The sequence below is a fragment of the Streptomyces sp. B93 genome, assembly GCF_018070565.1.
GTDB lineage: Bacteria > Actinomycetota > Actinomycetes > Streptomycetales > Streptomycetaceae > Streptomyces.
This window is the reverse complement of the sequence record NZ_JAGPXL010000014.1, coordinates 104,398-122,020: the sequence shown is the minus strand read 5'-3', so window position 1 is coordinate 122,020 and position 17,623 is coordinate 104,398. Positions and strand designations below refer to the sequence as shown.

20 protein-coding genes are annotated in these 17,623 nt (G+C 71.4%); 15 read left to right on the top strand and 5 right to left on the bottom strand.

Annotated features, from left to right (window positions below; genetic code table 11):
• Positions 1 to 128 precede the first annotated feature (128 nt).
• Positions 129 to 2,396: an ATP-dependent RecD-like DNA helicase gene (locus KBY47_RS16515; protein WP_210921883.1), complete on the bottom strand. Its 2,268-nt coding sequence runs from the start codon at positions 2,394 to 2,396 to the stop codon at positions 129 to 131.
• A gap of 74 nt (positions 2,397 to 2,470) precedes the next feature.
• On the opposite strand from KBY47_RS16515, the gene KBY47_RS16510 reads away from it, so the two are divergent.
• From KBY47_RS16510 to KBY47_RS16460, 11 genes are all read left to right on the top strand, one after another.
• Positions 2,471 to 3,373 (top strand): ribokinase, encoded by a 903-nt coding sequence (locus KBY47_RS16510; protein ID WP_210921882.1) that lies wholly within the window; start codon positions 2,471 to 2,473, stop codon positions 3,371 to 3,373.
• A gap of 304 nt (positions 3,374 to 3,677) precedes the next feature.
• Positions 3,678 to 3,956 carry a gas vesicle protein gene (locus KBY47_RS16505; protein WP_210921881.1) on the top strand — a complete coding sequence of 93 codons (279 nt, stop codon included), beginning with the start codon at positions 3,678 to 3,680 and terminating at the stop codon, positions 3,954 to 3,956.
• A 30-nt stretch (positions 3,957 to 3,986) separates the two neighbouring features.
• Positions 3,987 to 4,448: a gas vesicle structural protein GvpA gene (locus KBY47_RS16500; RefSeq protein WP_210921880.1), complete on the top strand. Its 462-nt coding sequence runs from the start codon at positions 3,987 to 3,989 to the stop codon at positions 4,446 to 4,448.
• 8 nt (positions 4,449 to 4,456) lie between these two features.
• Positions 4,457 to 5,170, top strand: coding sequence for a GvpL/GvpF family gas vesicle protein (locus KBY47_RS16495; protein WP_247694788.1), 714 nt, complete (start codon positions 4,457 to 4,459; stop codon positions 5,168 to 5,170).
• A 16-nt stretch (positions 5,171 to 5,186) separates the two neighbouring features.
• On the top strand, positions 5,187 to 5,450 hold the full coding sequence (locus tag KBY47_RS16490) for a gas vesicle protein GvpG (RefSeq protein ID WP_210921878.1): 264 nt from the start codon (positions 5,187 to 5,189) through the stop codon (positions 5,448 to 5,450).
• A gap of 23 nt (positions 5,451 to 5,473) precedes the next feature.
• Entirely contained in the window at positions 5,474 to 5,980 is a 507-nt protein-coding gene (locus tag KBY47_RS16485) for an ABC transporter substrate-binding protein (protein ID WP_210921877.1), read from the top strand.
• On the top strand, positions 5,973 to 6,902 hold the full coding sequence (locus KBY47_RS16480; protein ID WP_210921876.1) for an SRPBCC family protein: 930 nt from the start codon (positions 5,973 to 5,975) through the stop codon (positions 6,900 to 6,902). The genes KBY47_RS16485 and KBY47_RS16480 overlap by 8 nt, the downstream gene beginning before the upstream one ends.
• Positions 6,899 to 7,312 carry a gas vesicle protein gene (gene gvpJ, locus KBY47_RS16475; protein ID WP_210921875.1) on the top strand — a complete coding sequence of 138 codons (414 nt, stop codon included), beginning with the start codon at positions 6,899 to 6,901 and terminating at the stop codon, positions 7,310 to 7,312. The genes KBY47_RS16480 and gvpJ overlap by 4 nt, the downstream gene beginning before the upstream one ends.
• The gene (locus KBY47_RS16470) at positions 7,309 to 8,121 is read left to right on the top strand and encodes a GvpL/GvpF family gas vesicle protein (RefSeq protein ID WP_210921874.1); all 813 of its coding nucleotides are present in this window, start codon (positions 7,309 to 7,311) and stop codon (positions 8,119 to 8,121) included. The genes gvpJ and KBY47_RS16470 overlap by 4 nt, the downstream gene beginning before the upstream one ends.
• A complete protein-coding gene (locus KBY47_RS16465) occupies positions 8,118 to 8,405 on the top strand; it encodes a gas vesicle protein (protein ID WP_210921873.1) in 288 nt (95 codons plus the stop codon). Before KBY47_RS16470 ends, KBY47_RS16465 begins: the two co-directional genes overlap by 4 nt.
• Entirely contained in the window at positions 8,389 to 8,775 is a 387-nt protein-coding gene (locus KBY47_RS16460; RefSeq protein WP_210921872.1) for a gas vesicle protein K, read from the top strand. The genes KBY47_RS16465 and KBY47_RS16460 overlap by 17 nt, the downstream gene beginning before the upstream one ends.
• Positions 8,776 to 8,864: 89 nt before the next feature.
• Here the strand turns inward: KBY47_RS16460 and KBY47_RS16455 are convergent, their stop codons facing one another.
• From KBY47_RS16455 to KBY47_RS16445, 3 genes are read right to left on the bottom strand one after another with little or no spacing between them, the layout of a single operon-like run.
• Positions 8,865 to 9,665 carry a sugar phosphate isomerase/epimerase gene (locus KBY47_RS16455; RefSeq protein ID WP_210921948.1) on the bottom strand — a complete coding sequence of 267 codons (801 nt, stop codon included), beginning with the start codon at positions 9,663 to 9,665 and terminating at the stop codon, positions 8,865 to 8,867.
• Positions 9,666 to 9,712: 47 nt separating this feature from the next.
• Positions 9,713 to 10,864: a dihydrodipicolinate synthase family protein gene (locus tag KBY47_RS16450; protein ID WP_210921871.1), complete on the bottom strand. Its 1,152-nt coding sequence runs from the start codon at positions 10,862 to 10,864 to the stop codon at positions 9,713 to 9,715.
• Positions 10,861 to 12,012, bottom strand: coding sequence for a Gfo/Idh/MocA family protein (locus tag KBY47_RS16445; protein ID WP_210921870.1), 1,152 nt, complete (start codon positions 12,010 to 12,012; stop codon positions 10,861 to 10,863). Before KBY47_RS16445 ends, KBY47_RS16450 begins: the two co-directional genes overlap by 4 nt.
• Positions 12,013 to 12,331: 319 nt before the next feature.
• Here KBY47_RS16445 and KBY47_RS16440 point away from each other — a divergent pair, with 319 nt between their 5' ends.
• The 3 genes from KBY47_RS16440 to KBY47_RS16430 all read left to right on the top strand — a co-directional run bounded on the left by KBY47_RS16440 (position 12,332) and on the right by KBY47_RS16430 (position 15,402).
• Positions 12,332 to 13,378 (top strand): LacI family DNA-binding transcriptional regulator, encoded by a 1,047-nt coding sequence (locus KBY47_RS16440; protein WP_210921869.1) that lies wholly within the window; start codon positions 12,332 to 12,334, stop codon positions 13,376 to 13,378.
• Positions 13,379 to 13,624: 246 nt separating this feature from the next.
• Complete coding sequence (locus KBY47_RS16435; protein WP_210921868.1) at positions 13,625 to 14,560, top strand: bifunctional helix-turn-helix transcriptional regulator/GNAT family N-acetyltransferase; 936 nt, start codon at positions 13,625 to 13,627, stop codon at positions 14,558 to 14,560.
• A gap of 38 nt (positions 14,561 to 14,598) precedes the next feature.
• Positions 14,599 to 15,402, top strand: coding sequence for a sugar phosphate isomerase/epimerase (locus KBY47_RS16430; protein ID WP_210921947.1), 804 nt, complete (start codon positions 14,599 to 14,601; stop codon positions 15,400 to 15,402).
• Between the two features lie 14 nt (positions 15,403 to 15,416).
• On the opposite strand, the gene KBY47_RS16425 is transcribed toward KBY47_RS16430, so the two are convergent.
• Positions 15,417 to 15,965, bottom strand: coding sequence for a flavoprotein (locus KBY47_RS16425; RefSeq protein WP_247694787.1), 549 nt, complete (start codon positions 15,963 to 15,965; stop codon positions 15,417 to 15,419).
• Between the two features lie 90 nt (positions 15,966 to 16,055).
• Between KBY47_RS16425 and KBY47_RS16420 the strand changes: the two genes are divergently transcribed.
• Positions 16,056 to 17,192 (top strand): IS3 family transposase, encoded by a 1,137-nt coding sequence (locus KBY47_RS16420; protein ID WP_210921866.1) that lies wholly within the window; start codon positions 16,056 to 16,058, stop codon positions 17,190 to 17,192.
• Positions 17,193 to 17,623: the final 431 nt, after the last annotated feature.

Below are 17,623 nucleotides of genomic sequence, written 5' to 3'. Positions count from 1 at the left end.
ACTGAGTGCCGCCAACTTGCCCATCCTGCACGCTCGCTTCCGCATCCGGAAGTGCTCTGTGACCTTCACGACTCGTTTGATCGATCATTTTTTGCCCGGTGCGCCCTTCACGACCCGAAAGGCCGTTCTCACCGGCCCGCGTGGCGCGGCGAGAGACGGAAGTCCAGCGCCGTGCAGCGCCGCCCCGCCGACACCGTGCGCACCGCCTGTCCGATCGCCTTGCGGGAGCCGACGAGCACGACCAGGCGCTTGGCGCGGGTGACCGCCGTGTAGAGCAGATTGCGCTGGAGCATCATCCAGGCGCCCGTGGTCACCGGGATGACGACCGCCGGGTACTCACTGCCCTGCGAGCGGTGGATGGTCACCGCGTACGCGTGCGCCAGTTCGTCCAGTTCGTCGAAGTCATACGGAACCTCCTCGTCCTCGTCCGTCAGCACCGTCAGCCGCTGCTCGACCGGGTCGAGCGAGGTGACCACGCCCACGGTGCCGTTGAAGACCCCGTTCTTGCCCTTCTCGTAATTGTTGCGGATCTGGGTGACCTTGTCGCCGACACGGAACACCCGGCCGCCGAACCGCCGCTCGGGAAGGTCCGGGCGGCCCGGGGTGATGGCCTGCTGGAGCAGGCCGTTGAGCGTGCCCGCCCCGGCCGGTCCGCGGTGCATAGGGGCCAGGACCTGCACGTCCCGGCGCGGGTCCAGCCCGAACTTCGCCGGGATACGGCGGGCCGCCACGTCCACCGTCAGCCGTCCCGCTTCCTCCGTGTCGTCCTCCACGAAGAGGAAGAAGTCCTTCAGGCCGTCGGTCACCGGATGCTGCCCCGCGTTGATCCGGTGCGCGTTGGTCACCACGCCGGACTGCTGGGCCTGGCGGAACACACGCGTGAGCCGCACCGCCGGGACCGGGCTGCCGTCGGCCAGCAGATCGCGCAGCACCTCGCCCGCGCCGACGCTGGGCAGCTGGTCGACATCGCCGACGAACAGCAGGTGCGCGCCCGGCGGCACCGCCTTGACCAGCTTGTTGGCCAGCAGCAGATCCAGCATCGACGCCTCGTCGACGACCACCAGATCGGCGTCCAGCGGACGGTCCTTGTCGTACGCCGCGTCACCGCCCGGCTTCAGTTCGAGGAGCCGGTGCACGGTGGACGCCTCGGCGCCGGTCAGCTCCGCGAGCCGCTTGGCGGCCCGGCCGGTGGGCGCGGCCAGCACCACCTTCGCCTTCTTGGCGCGGGCCAGCTCCACGACCGAGCGGACCGTGAAGGACTTGCCGCAGCCCGGACCGCCGGTGAGGACGGCGACCTTCTCGGTCAGCGCCAGCTTGACGGCCGCCTCCTGCTCGGGCGCCAGCTCAGCGCCCGTACGGCCCTTCAGCCAGCTCAGCGCCTTGTCCCAGGCGACGTCCCCAAAGCCCGGCATCCGGTCCTCGTCGGTGCGCAGCAGGCGCAGCAGCTGGGCGGAGAGGGAGAGTTCGGCGCGGTGGAAGGGGACCAGGTAGACGGCGGTGACGGGCTCGGAGGCGCCGTCGGGGCCGGGCACCTGTTCTCGTACGACCCCGGGGTCGGCGCCGTCCTCCGGGGGCTGCGCCAGCTCCGCGAGGCAGTCGATGACCAGGCCGGTGTCGACCTGGAGCAGCTTGACCGCGTCGGCGATCAGCCGCTCCTCGGGGAGGAAGCAGTGGCCCTGGTCGGTGGACTGCGACAGCGCGTACTGGAGGCCCGCCTTGACGCGCTCCGGGCTGTCGTGGGGGATGCCGACGGACTGGGCGATCTTGTCGGCGGTGAGGAAGCCGATGCCCCAGACGTCGGCGGCCAGCCGGTAGGGCTGGTTCCTGACGACGGAGATGGAGGCGTCGCCGTACTTCTTGTAGATGCGCACCGCGATGGAGGTGGAGACCTCCACGGTCTGGAGGAACAGCATCACCTCCTTGATCGCCTTCTGTTCCTCCCAGGCGTCGGCGATCTTCTTGGTCCGCTTGGGGCCGAGGCCGGGGACCTCGATCAGACGCTTGGGCTCCTCCTCGATGATCTTCAGGGTGTCCAGGCCGAAGTGCTGGGTGATGCGGTCGGCGAAGACCGGGCCGATGCCCTTGACCAGGCCGGAGCCGAGATAGCGGCGGATGCCCTGGACGGTGGCCGGGAGGACCGTCGTGTAGTTCTCCACCGTGAACTGCTTGCCGTACTGCGGGTGGGAGCCCCAGCGGCCCTCCATCCGCAGCGACTCCCCGACCTGGGCGCCGAGCAGCGCGCCGACGACCGTGAGCAGATCGCCGGCGCCTCTGCCGGTGTCGACGCGCGCGACCGTGTAGCCGTTCTCCTCGTTGGCGTAGGTGATCCGCTCCAGGACGCCTTCGAGGACGGCCGATCGCCGTTCCCCCTGCGCGTTCCCCGCCTCATTGGACATGATCCGACCGTAGCGGGTGCGACTGACAGTGCACGGGGACGCCTGCCGGAGCCCCGTACGGAGAGAGGGTGCTGATGTACCACTACGACCTGCTGGTGGTGGGATCGGCCAACGCCGACCTGGTGATCGCCGTCGAGCGGCGGCCGGACGCCGGGGAGACGGTGCTCGGCTCGGACCTCGCCGTCCACCCCGGCGGCAAGGGCGCCAACCAGGCCGTCGCCGCCGCCCGGCTCGGGGCGCGTACGGCCCTGCTGGCCAGGGTCGGCGACGACGCGTACGGACGGCTGCTGCTGGACTCGCAGCGGGCGGCCGGGGTGGACACGGTGGGCGTGCTGGTGGGCGGGGCGCCGACCGGCGTCGCGCTGATCACCGTGGACCCGTCCGGGGACAACAGCATCGTGGTGTCGCCCGGCGCCAACGGGAAGCTCACCCCCGCCGACGTACGGGCCGCGGCCAGCCTCTTCCATGCCTCCCGGGTCGTCTCGACGCAGTTGGAGATCCCGCTGGAGACGGTCGTGGCGGTGGTGAGGAGCCTGGCGCCCGGCAGCCGCTTCGTGCTGAACCCGTCGCCGCCCCGGCGGCTGCCCGGCGAGGTGCTGGGCGCCTGCGACCCGCTGATCGTCAACGAGCACGAGGCCCGCGTCATCCTTGGCGCGGCCTGTGTCAGCGACGCCCCCGGGGACTGGGCGCGGCTGCTGCTCGCCAAGGGCCCCCGCTCGGTGGTCGTCACCCTCGGCGCCGAAGGCGCGCTGGTGGCGTCCGGGGAGGGGGTCGTCCATGTGCCGTCGGTGCCGGTCGACGTGGTGGACACCACCGGCGCGGGCGACGCGTTCACCGCGGCGCTGGCCTGGCGGCTCGGGGCGGGCGAGCCGCTCGCGCGGGCGGCGGCCTACGCGGCACGGGTGGGCGCGGCGGCGGTCACCAGGGCGGGGGCGCAGGAGTCGTATCCGACGGCCGCGGAGGTCGGGGAGCCGTAGCGGGACGGGGGTAGGGGAGCCGTAGCGGCACGAGGGGGAGGCGGCCTGGAAGCACCGGGGGGAAGCTCAAGGGCACTTCGAGGGGGCCGGTCCGTCGACCGGCCCCCTCGGGTTCCCTCCCCTTTTCCTTCCCTCCCCTTCAGGGCCTCCCAAGATCCCCCCGGATTCCCCCCGGAATCCCCCTCCAGAGGCCCTGACGCCCACTACGACCCACCGGCCGCCGGGATGGTTGCGCCGGACTACCGGAATTTCCGGACTGGCATATGACCCGAGCAAGGTCGATGATGGAGGGTGGAGCGAACCGATGACCGACGACGAACGGGTCTCCGCCGCTGAGGCCATGCGCAACGCGGCCGAACAGCTCACCGAGTTGCTCGGACGGGCCCCCGAGTCGGTTTCCGCGCTGAAGCCGACCGAGCAGGGCTGGGAGGCCGATGTCGAGGTCGTGGAGCTGGAGCGCATCCCGGAGACGACCAGTGTGATGGCCAGCTACCAGGTCGTTCTCGATCCCGCGGGCAAGCTGCTGGGGTACGAACGCGGCCGCCGGTACACGCGCTCACAGGTCGACAGGGACAGACGCTGATCGACACGCACAACCGGTAAGGGGAACCCCGTGACTGTGGTGCCGCAGGGCAATGGGGGAGCCGTATCCACCGGTTCCGGTGGTTCGGGCAATCTCTACGACGTACTGGAACTCGTCCTCGACCGGGGCCTGGTCATCGACGCGTTCGCGCGGGTGTCACTGGTCGGCATCGAGCTGGTGAAGATCGACGCCCGGGTCGTCGTCGCCAGCGTCGACACGTATCTGCGCTTCGCGGAGGCCTGCAACCGGCTGGACCTCGAAGCCGGACGCAAGGCGCCCGCACAACTGTCCGACATCGTCGAGGACACCACCGAGGGGGGCGCCCGCGGCAAGAGCAAGGGGGCGCTGACCGGCGCGGTCCAGGCCGTCACCGAGTCGCTCCAGAAAGGGCACGACGACGAACGGGACGAGCGCCGGTCCGGGCGTGAGAAGCAGCACGAGCGCGCGGAACGCGGTTCCGGCCGCCGTTCCTCCAAGGACCGGGAGGAGTGAAGCGCCCCATGTCGCTGTACGTGTACGGGATCACCAAGGCGTCACACCCACTGCGGCTGGAGGGCGCCAAGGGTGTCGGCGCGGCGCCCACAGAAGTGCGCACGGTACGCAGCGGCGACCTGTGCGCCGTGGTCAGCGAGGCCCCCGGACAACTGGGCGTCTCCCGCGAGGCCCTGGCCGCCCACCAGGAGATCCTGGAGACCCTGTGGGCCGACGGCACGGTCCTCCCCCTCGGCTTCGGATACGTCGCTCCCGACGAGGACGCCGTACGCGCGGTGCTCGACGAACGCGCCGAACCCTTCACCCAGCGCCTGGACGAACTCGCCGGACGCGTGGAGTTCAACGTCAAGGGTGTCCAGGACGAGGACACGGTGCTGCGCGCCGTCCTGACCGACTCCGAGCAGGCCCGCGCCCTCAACGCGGCGACCCGCGACGGCGGTGGCACCTACGAGGACCGGCTGGCCCTCGGACAACTCCTCGCCGAGCAGGTCCAGGTACGGCAGGAGGCGCTGGCCGCCGAGGTGCTGACCGCGCTGCGCCCGCTGGCGCTCGCCGAGAAGCTCTCCCCGCCCTCCCAGCAGTACTTCGTCAGCGCCTCCTTCCTGATCCCCGACGACCGCGCCGAGGACTTCGCCCGCGTGGGAGACGACGTGGCCGGACGGCTCGGCGACGGTGTCGAACTCCGGCTGCGCGGCCCCCTCCCGCCGTACAGCTTCGCCTGACCGAGGAGGTTCACCAGTGGGACTGGTCGTGGGCATCGTGACGCTGCCGCTCGCGCCCTTCCGGGGCGTCGGCTGGGTGATCGACAAGGTCGTCCGCGCCGCCGAGGAGGAGTACTACGACCCGGCCCCCGTGCAGGAGGCGCTCATCAGCCTGGAACGGGCCCGGGACGAGGGACAGATCGACGACGAGGAGTTCGCACGGCACGAGGAGGCACTGCTGCACCGCCTGGAGGAGATCAGGGTCCACCAGCTCCAGCGCGGCGCGCAGCCGGGGCTGTGAGGGGCACGGAAAGAAGACGGATCATGAACAACGCCAAGATCGGCGCGGCCGTCCTGGGCGGCTATGTGCTCGGCCGGACGAAGAAGGGCAAGCTCGCCATCAGCCTCGGCGCCCTGCTGGCCGGATCGCGGGTCCGGCCGGGACAGTTCGGCAAGGCCCTCGACTCGCCCTTCCTCCACAACATCACCGGGCAGGTGCGCACCGAGCTGTCCGAAGCGGGCAAGGCGGCGGCCAGCTCCGTCCTCACCGCGAAGGCCGACCACCTCGCCGACGCGCTGCACGAACGGACGGCGGGGCTGCGGGACCAGGGACGCGACGCGCAGGAACCCGGGGAAGGACTCGAGGAGGAGCCCCCGGACGAGCCGGCGGAGGGCGAAGCGCCGGAGGAAGAGACAGCGCAGGACGAGACGCCGAAGGACAAGACAGCAGAGGACGAGACGCCGAAGCGCGAAACGCCCAAGAAGCGTTCCAGTCCGCCGCGCAAGAAGACGGTGGCCGCCTCGAGGTCGAGGAGGCAGGGCGATGGCTGAGGGCAAGCTCCGTGAGCAGGTCCAGCAGAACCCCGGCACCGCCCACCTCAAGGAGGAGCTGCAGCAGTACATAGAGGCGCGGCTCCAGACGATGCTCCAGGGCGCGGGCCAGAAGATGGGCTCGGGAGCGCGCCGTCTCGGCGAGGGCCACCTGCGCCGCCCGCACCTGAGTCCGCGCCTCGACCCCAAGGACCTCCTCCCGTCGGCCACCTCGGCCGCATCCCACGCCAAGGACGCGGTGCTGGACAAGGCGAAGGAGGCCACCGGCAAGAAGCGCGCCGAGGGGTCCGGGGGAGGCACCGGCAAGAGCATCGCCATCATCGAGGACATCGACGTCGGCGTGCCAGTGCGCGAGGCGTACAACCAGTGGACGCAGTTCCAGGAGTTCGGCCGGTTCGCCAAGGGCGTGGTCGACGTCCAGCGGAAGGACGACACGACCACCGAGTGGCAGGTGAAGGTCGCCAAGTCCAACCGCCGGTGGCGGGGTGTCGTCACCGAGCAGGTGCCGGACGAGCGGATCGCCTGGACGTCCGAGGGACCCAAGGGGACCACCAAGGGCGTGGTGACCTTCCACCCGCTCGGCGAGAACCTCACCAAGGTGCTGCTGGTCCTCCAGTACTTCCCCAGCGGCCTGTTCGAGAAGACCGGCAACCTGGTGCGGGCGCAGGGCCGCCGCGCCCGCCTCGACCTGAAGCTCTACCGCACGTTCGTCATGATGCGCGGCGAGGCCACCGGAGGCTGGCGCGGGGAGATCCGCGACGGCGAGGTCGTACGGGGGGCGGAGGAAGCGGAGGAGGAGGAAGGGGACGAAGAGGCCGAGGGGACGGACGAGACCGAGCACGACGAAGAGGACGAGTACGACGAGGACGAAGGCGAGGACGACTACGACGAGGACGAGGACGAGGAGGAGGCACCCCGGTGACGCACCCCGATTCCCCCGCCCCCACACCGTCGAGGTCCGTCTATCCGTACGGCCAGGGTTCCAGCGCCAACCTCGCCGACATCCTGGAGCGTGTGCTCGACAAGGGCATCGTCATCGTCGGCGACATCAAGATCAACCTGCTCGACATCGAGCTGCTCACGATCAAGCTGCGGCTGCTGGTGGCGTCGGTCGACAAGGCGCGGGAGATCGGCATCGACTGGTGGGAGCACGATCCCGCGCTGTCCTCACGCGCGGACGGCCGCCGCTCCCTGGAGGAACAGAACCGGCGACTGCGCGCCGAGATCCAGGAACTGCGCCGGCAGCTCCCCGAACCGTCCGAGCCGCCCCGCAGGTCCCGCGACGACGCGCCCCGCCGCAAACGCCGGGAGGACCGGAGCCGAGAGTCGTGACCGGGCAGCTGACCTACGTGTACGCCGTCGTCCCGGCGTCCGCCGTCGCCGATCCGGGCGCGCTGACGGGGCTGCACGGCGTGGCGGGGGCGCCGGTCGCGCACGTACGCTCCGGCGCGCTGGCCGCCGTGGTGGGGACGGTGCCCGCCGGGGAGTTCTCCGAGGCCGCCCTGAAGTCGCGTCTGGAGGACCTGGACTGGCTGGAGACGACCGCGCGGGCGCACCACTCCGTCATCGAGGCCCTGGCGGCACGCACCACCGTCCTGCCCCTGCGGCTGGCGACCGTCTACCTCGACGAGGCGCGGGTCGCGGCGATGCTCGGGCAGCGCGAGACGGCCTTCACCACGCTCCTCGAACGGTTCGCGGACCACGAGGAGTGGGGTGTGAAGGTGTACGCCGAGAGCGCGCCCCCGGCCGCGCCCGCACCGGTCGCGCACAGCGGCCCCGACGCCGGACGCGCGTACCTCCGCAGCCGCCGCAGGCTGCGCCAGGAACGGGAGGACACCTGGCGGTCCGCCCAGGAGGCGGTAAGGCGCACCGAGGAACTCGCGCGTGCCGTCGCCGTCGAACGCGCCCGGCACCGGCCGCAGCAGGGCGACCTCGCCCAGCTGCCGGACGGGACCGGTGGGACCGCCGAGAACGTCGCCAACGACGCCTACCTCGTGCCTCGCCACCTCGCCGGGGAGTTCCGCGACCGCATGCGGCACGCCGCCGACGGCCTGCCCGGGGTCCGGGTGGAGGTCACCGGCCCCTGGGCGCCGTACTCCTTCGCCGCGCCCCCGGCGCAGGAGGAGGTGCCGCAACGGTGAACGGACACGGCCCCGAGGACGCGTACGGCTCCTACGGCCCGTACGACGACCGGCCCGTCTCCGGGCGGCAGGTCGCGCTGATCGACCTGCTGGACCGGCTGCTGAGCGGCGGGGTCGTGCTGACCGGTGATCTGGTGCTGTCGATCGCGGACATCGACCTGGTGCGGATCTCGCTGCGTGCGGTGATCGTCTCCGTCCGCGAGCAGATGGACGAGCAGTGGGCCCTGATACCGCCGGGCCGGGCGCTCACGGAAGGCGACGGCGACCGTGACGGACCCGGCTGACCGGCTGCGGGAGGTCGCCGACGCGGCCTCGCGCGCGTTCTCGCTGTTGCCCGCCCGGCCGGAGGACCTCGTGGAGCCTCCGGCCGGGCGGAGTGCGGCGCACCGGCTGCGCACCGATCCGGACACCGTGGAACGGGACCTGGTCAGGCTGGTCCTGACCATCGTCGAGCTGCTGCGCCAGTTGATGGAGCGGCAGGCGCTGCGCCGGGTCGACGAGGGCGGGCTGACGGAGGAGCAGGAGGAGCGGCTGGGCCTGACGCTGATGGTCCTGCACGACAGGATGGCCGAGCTGTGCGACCGGTACGGCCTCACGCTGGAGGACCTCAACCTGGACCTGGGGCCGCTGGGGCCGCTGCTCCCGCCGCCGTGAGGATCGTTGAACGAGACAAGGGGATCGTTGAACGATCCTCACTCGGCCGTCGGCTCATAAGGATTGTTGAACGATCCTCGTTGAACGACTCAACGCATCACATGCTCCACGAACCGCGCCGCCGTCTCCTCCAGCACCTCCCGCCCGTCCCGTGCCCACAGGGGATCGTTGAACAATTCCACCTCGATGGCGCCGGTGTACCCCGCCGCCTCCACGTACCCCTTCCACTCCCGCATGTCGATCGAGCCGTCCCCGATCTGCCCGCGGCCGTTGAGGACGCCCTCCGGCAGCGGAGTGGTCCAGTCGGCGAGCTGGAAGGTGTGGATACGGCCGCTCGCGCCCGCGCGGGCGATCTGCTCGGGCGCCCGGTCGTCCCACCAGATGTGGTACGTGTCGACGGTGACGCCGACCTGGTGGGCGGGGAAGCGCTCGGCGAGGTCGAGGGCCTGGGTCAGGGTGGAGACGACGCAGCGGTCGGCGGCGTACATGGGGTGCAGCGGTTCGATGGCCAGCCGTACGCCATGGGACTCCGCGTAGGGGCCCAGCTCGGCCAGCGCGTCGGCGATGCGTTCGCGGGCGCCGTGCAGGTCCTTGGAGCCGGGTGGGAGGCCGCCGGAGACCAGGACGAGGGTGTCGGTGCCCAGCGTCACCGCCTCGTCGACGGCGCGGCGGTTGTCGTCGAGGGCACGCGCGCGTGCCTCGGCGTCGAGGGCGGTGAGGAAGCCGCCGCGGCAGAGGGTGGTCACGGTCAGGCCCGCGTCGCGGACCAGCTTGGCGGCGGCCTCGACGCCGTACCGCTGGACGGGTTCGCGCCACAGGCCGACGTTGCGGACGCCCAGCACCCCGCAGGTGTCGGCGAGTTCGGGCAGGGTGAGCTGCTTGACCGTCATCTGGTTGATGCTGAAGCGGGCGAGGTCACCGAGGTCGTCGAGTTGGCTCACTGGTCGACTCCGTACAGCGCGAGCAGGGTCTTCATCCGTTCCTCGGCGAGCTTGGGGTCGGGGAACAGGCCGAGGCCGTCGGCGAGTTCGTAGGCGCGGGCCAGGTGGGGCAGGGAGCGGGCCGACTGGAGGCCGCCGACCATCGTGAAGTGGGACTGGTGGCCGGAGAGCCAGGCCAGGAGGACCACGCCGGTCTTGTAGAAGCGGGTGGGGGCCTGGAAGAGGTGGCGGGACAGTTCCACCGTCGGGTCGAGCAGGGCACGGAAGCCCGCGACGTCCCCGGTGTCCAGGACGCGCACCGCCTCCGCCGCGAGCGGTCCGAGCGGGTCGAAGATGCCGAGCAGGGCGTGACTGAAGCCCTGCTCGTCGCCCGCGATCAGCTCGGGGTAGTTGAAGTCGTCGCCGGTGTAGCAGCGCACGCCCTTCGGCAGGCGGCGGCGCAGGTCGATCTCGCGCTGGGCGTCCAGCAGGGAGACCTTGATGCCGTCGACCTTGTCGGGGTGGGCGGCGATGACGTCGAGGAAGGTGCCGGTGGCCACGTCCAGGTCGCTGGAGCCCCAGTAGCCCTCGAGGGCCGGGTCGAACATGGGGCCGAGCCAGTGCAGGATCACCGGTTCGGCGGCCTGGCGCAGCAGGTGGCCGTAGACCTCCAGGTAGTCCTCGGGGCCCCGGGCCGCCGCGGTCAGGGCACGGGAGGCCATGACGATGGCCTGGGCGCCCGCCTCCTCGACGACGGCGAGCTGCTCCTCGTAGGCCGCGCGGACCTCGGCCGTCGTACCGGCGGCGAGCTGGTCGGTGCCGACGCCGCAGGCGATCCGGCCGCCGACGGCCCTGGCCTCGGCGGCGCTGCGGCGGATCAGCTCGGCGGCGCCCGCCCAGTCCAGGCCCATGCCGCGCTGGGCGGTGTCCATGGCCTCGGCGACACCGAGCCCGTGGGACCACAGGTGGCGGCGGAAGGCGAGGGTGGCGTCCCAGTCGACGGCGGCGGGTGAGTCGGGGGACACGTCGGCGCGGGGGTCGGCGACGACGTGCGCGGCGGAGAAGACCGTACGCGAGGAGAAAGCGCCTTCTGCGGTGAGGCTGAGCGGGTCGGTGCGGGGCTCGTAGGTCCGCAGTACGCCCTGCGGGTCCGGGAGGCGGATGGTCACAGCGCGATCTCCGGTACGTCGATGCGGCGGCCCTCGGCCGAGGACCTCAGGCCCAGCTCGGCGAGCTGGACGCCGCGGGCGCCGGCCAGCAGGTCCCAGTGGTAGGGGGCGCCGGTGTGGACGTGCTTGAGGAACAGCTCCCACTGGGCCTTGAAGCCGTTGTCGAAGTCGGCGTTGTCCGGGATCTCCTGCCACTGGTCACGGAACGCCTCGGTGGCGGGGACGTCGGGGTTCCAGACCGGCTTGGGGGTGGCGCTGCGGTGCTGGACGCGGCAGTTGCGCAGGCCCGCGACGGCGGAGCCCTCGGTGCCGTCGACCTGGAACTCCACGAGTTCGTCGCGGTTGACGCGCACGGCCCAGGAGGAGTTGATCTGGGCGATGGCGCCGCCGTCGAGTTCGAAGATGCCGTAGGCGGCGTCGTCGGCGGTGGCGTCGTAGGGCTTGCCGTTCTCGTCCCAGCGCTGCGGGATGTGGGTGGTGGCGATGGCCTGGACGGACCTCACCCGGCCGAACAGCTCGTGCAGGACGTACTCCCAGTGCGGGAACATGTCGACGACGATGCCGCCGCCGTCCTCGGCGCGGTAGTTCCAGGAGGGGCGCTGGGCCGTCTGCCAGTCGCCCTCGAAGACCCAGTAGCCGAACTCGCCGCGCACGGACAGGATGCGGCCGAAGAAGCCGCCGTCGATGAGCCGCTTCAGCTTGAGCAGGCCGGGGAGGAAGAGCTTGTCCTGGACGACGCCGTGTCTGACGCCCTTCTCGTTCGCGAGACGGGCCAGCTCCAGGGCGCCTTGCAGGCCGGTGGCGGTGGGCTTCTCGGTGTAGATGTGCTTGCCCGCGGCGATCGCCTTCTTGATGGCCTCCTCGCGGGCGGAGGTGACCTGGGCGTCGAAGTAGATGTCGACGGTGGGGTCGGCGAGGACCGCGTCGAGGTCGGTGGAGAAGTGGTCGAGACCGTGGCGTTCGGCAAGCGCCTTCAGCGCGTGCTCACGACGGCCGACGAGGACCGGTTCCGGCCACAGCACGGTGCCGTCGCCGAGGTCGAGGCCGCCCTGTTCGCGCAGGGCGAGGATGGAGCGGACCAGGTGCTGGCGGTAGCCCATGCGCCCGGTCACGCCGTTCATGGCGATACGCACCGTCTTGCGTGTCACGTCAGTCCCTTCGTACGCGGTCCGCGCGCCGCGTACGCCCGGCCGTCACCGGGGGGCCGGTGCGCGGTGGTGAGCTGTGCAGCAAGCGTATGCAGCAAGCGCTTTCTATCACTCCAGAAGCTAGCCTCTGAACTGCGGTTGGACAAGACCACCGCGAAGGCGAGTCGTTCGAAGGGTCGAACAACGGTGTCCTTGGCCTTAAGGTCTGCTCCGGAACCGCGACCGAGGGTTCGGATGTGTAGGTGGGCGTACGCCCACGGCCGGGGCCCAGGGCCTGTACAACGGCGTACGACGAGATGCGCGACCGGAGGACGAGGACATGACGGTGACCCTGGCGGACGTGGCGGCCCGCGCCCAGGTCTCGCCCGCGACGGTGTCGCGCGTGCTGAACGGCAACTACCCCGTAGCCGCCTCCACCAGGGAGCGGGTGCTCAAGGCGGTCGACGAACTCGACTACGTCCTCAACGGCCCCGCGAGCGCCCTCGCCGCCGCCACCTCCGACCTGGTCGGCATCCTGGTCAACGACATCGCCGACCCGTTCTTCGGGATCATGGCCGGAGCCATCCAGTCCGAGATCGGCGGCCCCGGCGGACGCGCGGGCGGCGAGCGACTCGCCGTCGTCTGCAACACCGGCGGCTCGCCCGAGCGTGAGCTGACCTACCTGACCCTGCTCCAACGGCAGCGGGCCGCGGCGGTCGTGCTGACCGGCGGGGCCATGGAGGACGCGGCGCACGCGGCGGCGGTGGCGTCCAAGCTGCGCAAGCTGGGCGACGCAGGGACCCGCGTGGTGCTGTGCGGACGGCCGCCCGCGCCCGACACCGGGGCCATCGCCCTCACCTTCGACAACCGCGGCGGCGGACGACAGCTGACCGAACATCTCATCGGCCTCGGCCACCGACGGCTCGGCTACATCGCCGGGCCCGAGGAACGCACCACCACCCGGCACCGCCTGGAGGGCCACCGCGAGGCGCTCGCCGCCGCCGGGATCGACGAGGACCCCCGCTGGACCGTGCACGGCCGCTACGACCGCCGCTCCGGCTACGAGGCCACGCTGGAGCTGCTGCGCCGCGACCCCACCCTCACCGCCGTCGTCGCCGCCAACGACTCCGTCGCACTGGGCGCCTGCGCGGCGCTGCGGGAGTCCGGGCGGCGCATCCCGGACGACGTGTCCGTGGCCGGGTTCGACGACCTGCCGTTCAGCATCGACGCGGTGCCGTCCCTGACGACGGTCCGGCTGCCGCTGGCCGCGGCGGGGGCACGGGCGGGGCGGATCGCCATGGGGCGGGAGGAGGCGCCGCCCGGGGGGATCGCCATGGTGCGGGGGGAGTTGATGGTGCGGGGGTCTTCTGGGGTGCCTCGGGGGTGACGGTGCGGGGGGCTCCGGGGTGCGCCGGGGTAAGGGTGCGGGGGGCCTCCGGGACGGTTCGGGGCGGCGGTGCTCGGACCTCCGGGGGGCCGCGGGGGCGGCGGTGCGTGTGCGCGGCGTGGACGGGAGCCGGGGGGCGGCCTAGGCTTCGAGTCGACGGAACCTCTGACTGAGTCAGTTATCCGGGTCAAGGGCCCGGAGGTCAGATGTCGGGGGCACGCATCCGGGGCTGGAGGCCGATCGACCGTGACCGTCCAGGACATCCGCTCCTTCAACCGCTTCTACACCAACGTCATCGGCGCCCTCGACTACGGCCGCCACCTGTACGCCCCGTACACGCTCACCGAGTCGCGCGTGCTGTACGAACTGGCGCACTCCGCGCACACGGACGCCGCCGACCTGCGGGTTCAGCTGCATCTGGACGCCGGATACCTGAGCCGTATCCTCAACCGCTTCGAACAGGACGGGCTGATCGAACGGGGGCCGTCGGAGAAGGACCCGCGCCGACGCCGTATCAGCCTCACCGGCGCGGGACGCGAGACCGCCGCACGGCTCGACGAAAGGGCCCGGGAAACGGTCGGCGCGCTGCTCGCAGGGGTGGCGCCCGCCGACCGCCCCCGCCTCGCCGAGGCGATGCGCACCGTGCGGACCATCCTCGGCGACGGCGACCGCACGCCCCACCCCGAGGACGTCCTGCTGCGCGAACCCGGCCCCGGTGACCTCGGCTGGATCGTGCAGCGCAACGCCGCCCTCTACGCCGCCGAGTACGGCTGGAACACCGACTACGAGGGCCTCGTCGCCCGCATCGTCGCCGACTTCGCCGAGGACCACGACCCGCACCTGGAACGGGCCTGGATCGCCGAGCTGGACGGCCGCCCCGTGGGCTGCGTGATGTGCGTACGGGACGACTCGCCCGGCACCGCACGGCTGCGCCTCCTCCTCGTCGAACCCGACGCCCGCGGCCTCGGCATCGGCGACCGGCTCGTCACGGCCGTCGTCGACTTCGCCCGCGGCGTCGGCTACCGCGACCTGACCCTGTGGACCAACGACGTGCTCAGCGCCGCCCGCCGCCTCTACCAACGGCACGGCTTCGTCCTGGTCGCCGAGAAGCCGCACCGCTCCTTCGGCCACGACCTGATCGGCCAGGACTGGCGGCTGGCACTGCACTCGACGCCGGAGTGACGCGCCGGGCGGCGCGGCGCCGAGTAGGGTCGATGAGCATGAAACTGGCGTTCTCCACTCTCGGCGTCCCCGGTCTCCCCCTCCCCGACGTCATCCGACTCGCCGCCGACCACGGCTATCACGGCGTCGAACTGCGCGCCCACGCCGAGGAACCGGTGCACCCCGGCCTCAGCCCCGACGAACGGGCCGACGCGGCAGCCCAGTTCAAGGCAGCCGGGATCGAGGTGCTCAGCCTCGCCGGGTACGCGCGCGTGGCCGCGCCGGGCGACGACGAACCCGTACTCACGGAGCTGTACGCCCTGCTGGACCTCGCGCGCGACCTGGGCGCCCCGTACGTCCGTGTCTTCCCCGGCGCCGACGTGCACGGGCAGGCCCCCGACGAGGCCGACGCGACCGCCGCGCGCCGACTGGGGACGGCGGCGGAACACGCCACCGACGCCGGGGTGCGCATCCTCCTGGAGACCCACGACTCCCACCGCACCGCCGCCGACACCATCCGCGTCCTGGGCCTGGTCGGCCACCGCCAGGTCGGCGCCCTCTGGGACGTGATGCACACCTGGCTCGGCGGCGAACAGCCCTCCGAGACCTACGCCGCCCTCGCCCCCTACCTCGGCTACCTCCAGGTCAAGGACATCGCCTCCGCCGACGACACCACCCCGCTCCCCCTGGGCACCGGCGTCCTCCCCCTCGCCGAGTGCGTCGAGATCCTCTCCCGCCACGGCTGGGACGGCTGGCTGTGCTGGGAGTACGAAAAGCGCTGGCACCCGGACGCGGCACCCCTGCCGGAACTGCTGGACGGGGGGCGGGACCACCTGGCACGGCTGCTGAACGACTCGGCGTGAGGGGGCGGGGTCGCTCACCTGACGCAGACCTCGTCCACGGCGCTCAGCACCAGATCCCAGGGGTACTCACTCGGTTTCCCCTGCCCAGGCTCGTTGGGCACGAAGCCGCCCTCGCCGTACAGCACCCGCACACCCATCGCACGCAGCGCGCCGATGCTGCGTTCGAACTGTGGGTGCCGCACATAGGCGGCGTTGACACACGGCATCGTCACCATGGGGATGCCCTTGCCGACGCCCTCGGCGACGACACCCACGACGAACTGATGAGTAAGCCCGAGCGCCCATGAGTTCACCGTGTTGAAAGTGGCGGGCGCGACCGCGATCACGTCCGCCTTCGGCCACACGTCCGGCTGACCGGGCATCTTGTACTCGCTGCGCACCGGGTGCCCCGTCTGCCGCTCCAACTCGACGAGCTGGGGCGCCAGCCACCGCGCGGCGGTCGGCGTCAGCCCGAGGCACACGTCGAAGCCGTGGGCCTGCGCCGCCGCGACCGCGCGGGCGATATCGAAAACGGGCGGGGCCGCGGAGCCGAACAGGTAGAGGACACGGTCGGTTGGCTTCATACGCACATCCGACCACATGCAACCGCTCGCGGACTCAGGAGAGTCAGAGGCGGGTACGGTGCCACGTGGGTGCTTGGAACGGAGACCAGTATGCCCACGCTGGACGACAACCACACTGGCGCGCGCATCAAGGAACAGCGCAGACTGGCCAGGCTCACACAGCGCCAGATGGCCGACCTGCTCCCCTACTCGTACAGTCTGCTCAACCAAGTGGAGTGCGGTGCCCGCCCAGCGACAGCGGACTTCGTCGCGGCCTGCGCCAAGGTGCTCAGCATCGATGTCACGGCCCTGACCGGACAGCCGTACGTGACGGAACTACAGCGGGACCGCCTCGCCGAACTGGTCCGGCCTATCCGCGAATCCCTCGATCTCTACGACCTCGGCCGCAATCCGGACCTCACGGCGCGACCAGCAGACCAGCTGATCTCGGCGGCTGACCGTCTCTGTGAAGACGTGCGGGCCACACACCTACGGAAGGCTGCCCGGCAGTTGCCGAGCTTGATCGCGGAGCTGACGCACATGTCGTGGTCGGCTCCCTCGACCGAGCTGTGGAAGGCCCTCGCCTCCGCCTACCGGACAGCACACGACATCAGTGTGAAGCTCGGCTACTACGACCTCTCATCCGTCGCTCTGGATCGAATGGACTGGGCGGCACAGCGGGCGTCCAGTCCTTGCCTGGCGGCAGTGCGCCAGAACGAGCGGTGGGTGGCTGACTTCACCTATGTCGCCACCTGGTCGGGGATCGTCTACGTCGCGTTCGTCGTGGACGTGTTCTCCCGGGCGATCGTGGGCTGGTCCGTCGCCACCAGCAAGCGGGCCAAGCTCGTCCTCGACGCGCTCGACATGGCCTTGTGGCGTCGCGACCGAGCCGGAACTCCCGCTGGCCCGGGGCTGGTTCATCATTCGGACGCGGGCAGTCAGTACACGTCTTTCGCGTTCACCGCGCACCTGATCGAGGCCGGCATCGACGCCTCGATCGGCACCGTCGGCGACGCCTTGGACAACGCGCTCATGGAATCCCAGATCGGCCTCTACAAGACGGAGTTGATCAAGCCGCGCAGGCCCTGGCACGGCCTGGCCGACGTTGAACTCGCCACCGCGGAATGGGTCGACTGGTTCAACAACCAGCGCCTCCACACAGCGATCGGCGACATCCCGCCCTACGAGCACGAGACCAACCACTACGCTCAACACCAGCCCCAACCGGCGGCTGGAGTCAACGCATAGAGCCTCCACCGATCCCGGAGCGGTTCAAGGGTCCGGCCCCGGCCCGTGCCTCTTGCCCACCCGCACACCTGCCCACGGCCCTCCGAGGCTCGCTGAGCCGATCCGGCATGCCCCATCCACCGGACGCGCATCCCCCACCAACCGTCAGCCGCTGAGCCCGTCCCGGCGCGCCGCCTGCCTGATGCGCACCCCACCGGCCGATAGCCGCCAAGCCCATCCCGGCGTACCCCCGACCACCTGACGCGCACCCGCCACCGGGCCGCAACCCGCTGAACCCGCCCGGCGTGCAGGCGAGAGGCTGACGCACCCCCACAACCCCGACCCACCACGAAGCCCACCTGAAGGGACAACAGACCCTGGCCACCCGTCTTTCCGGGCCGCCCGCTCGCTTCTCACCCGGGCTGGAGCGGGCCGGGGTCAAGGGGCGGCCG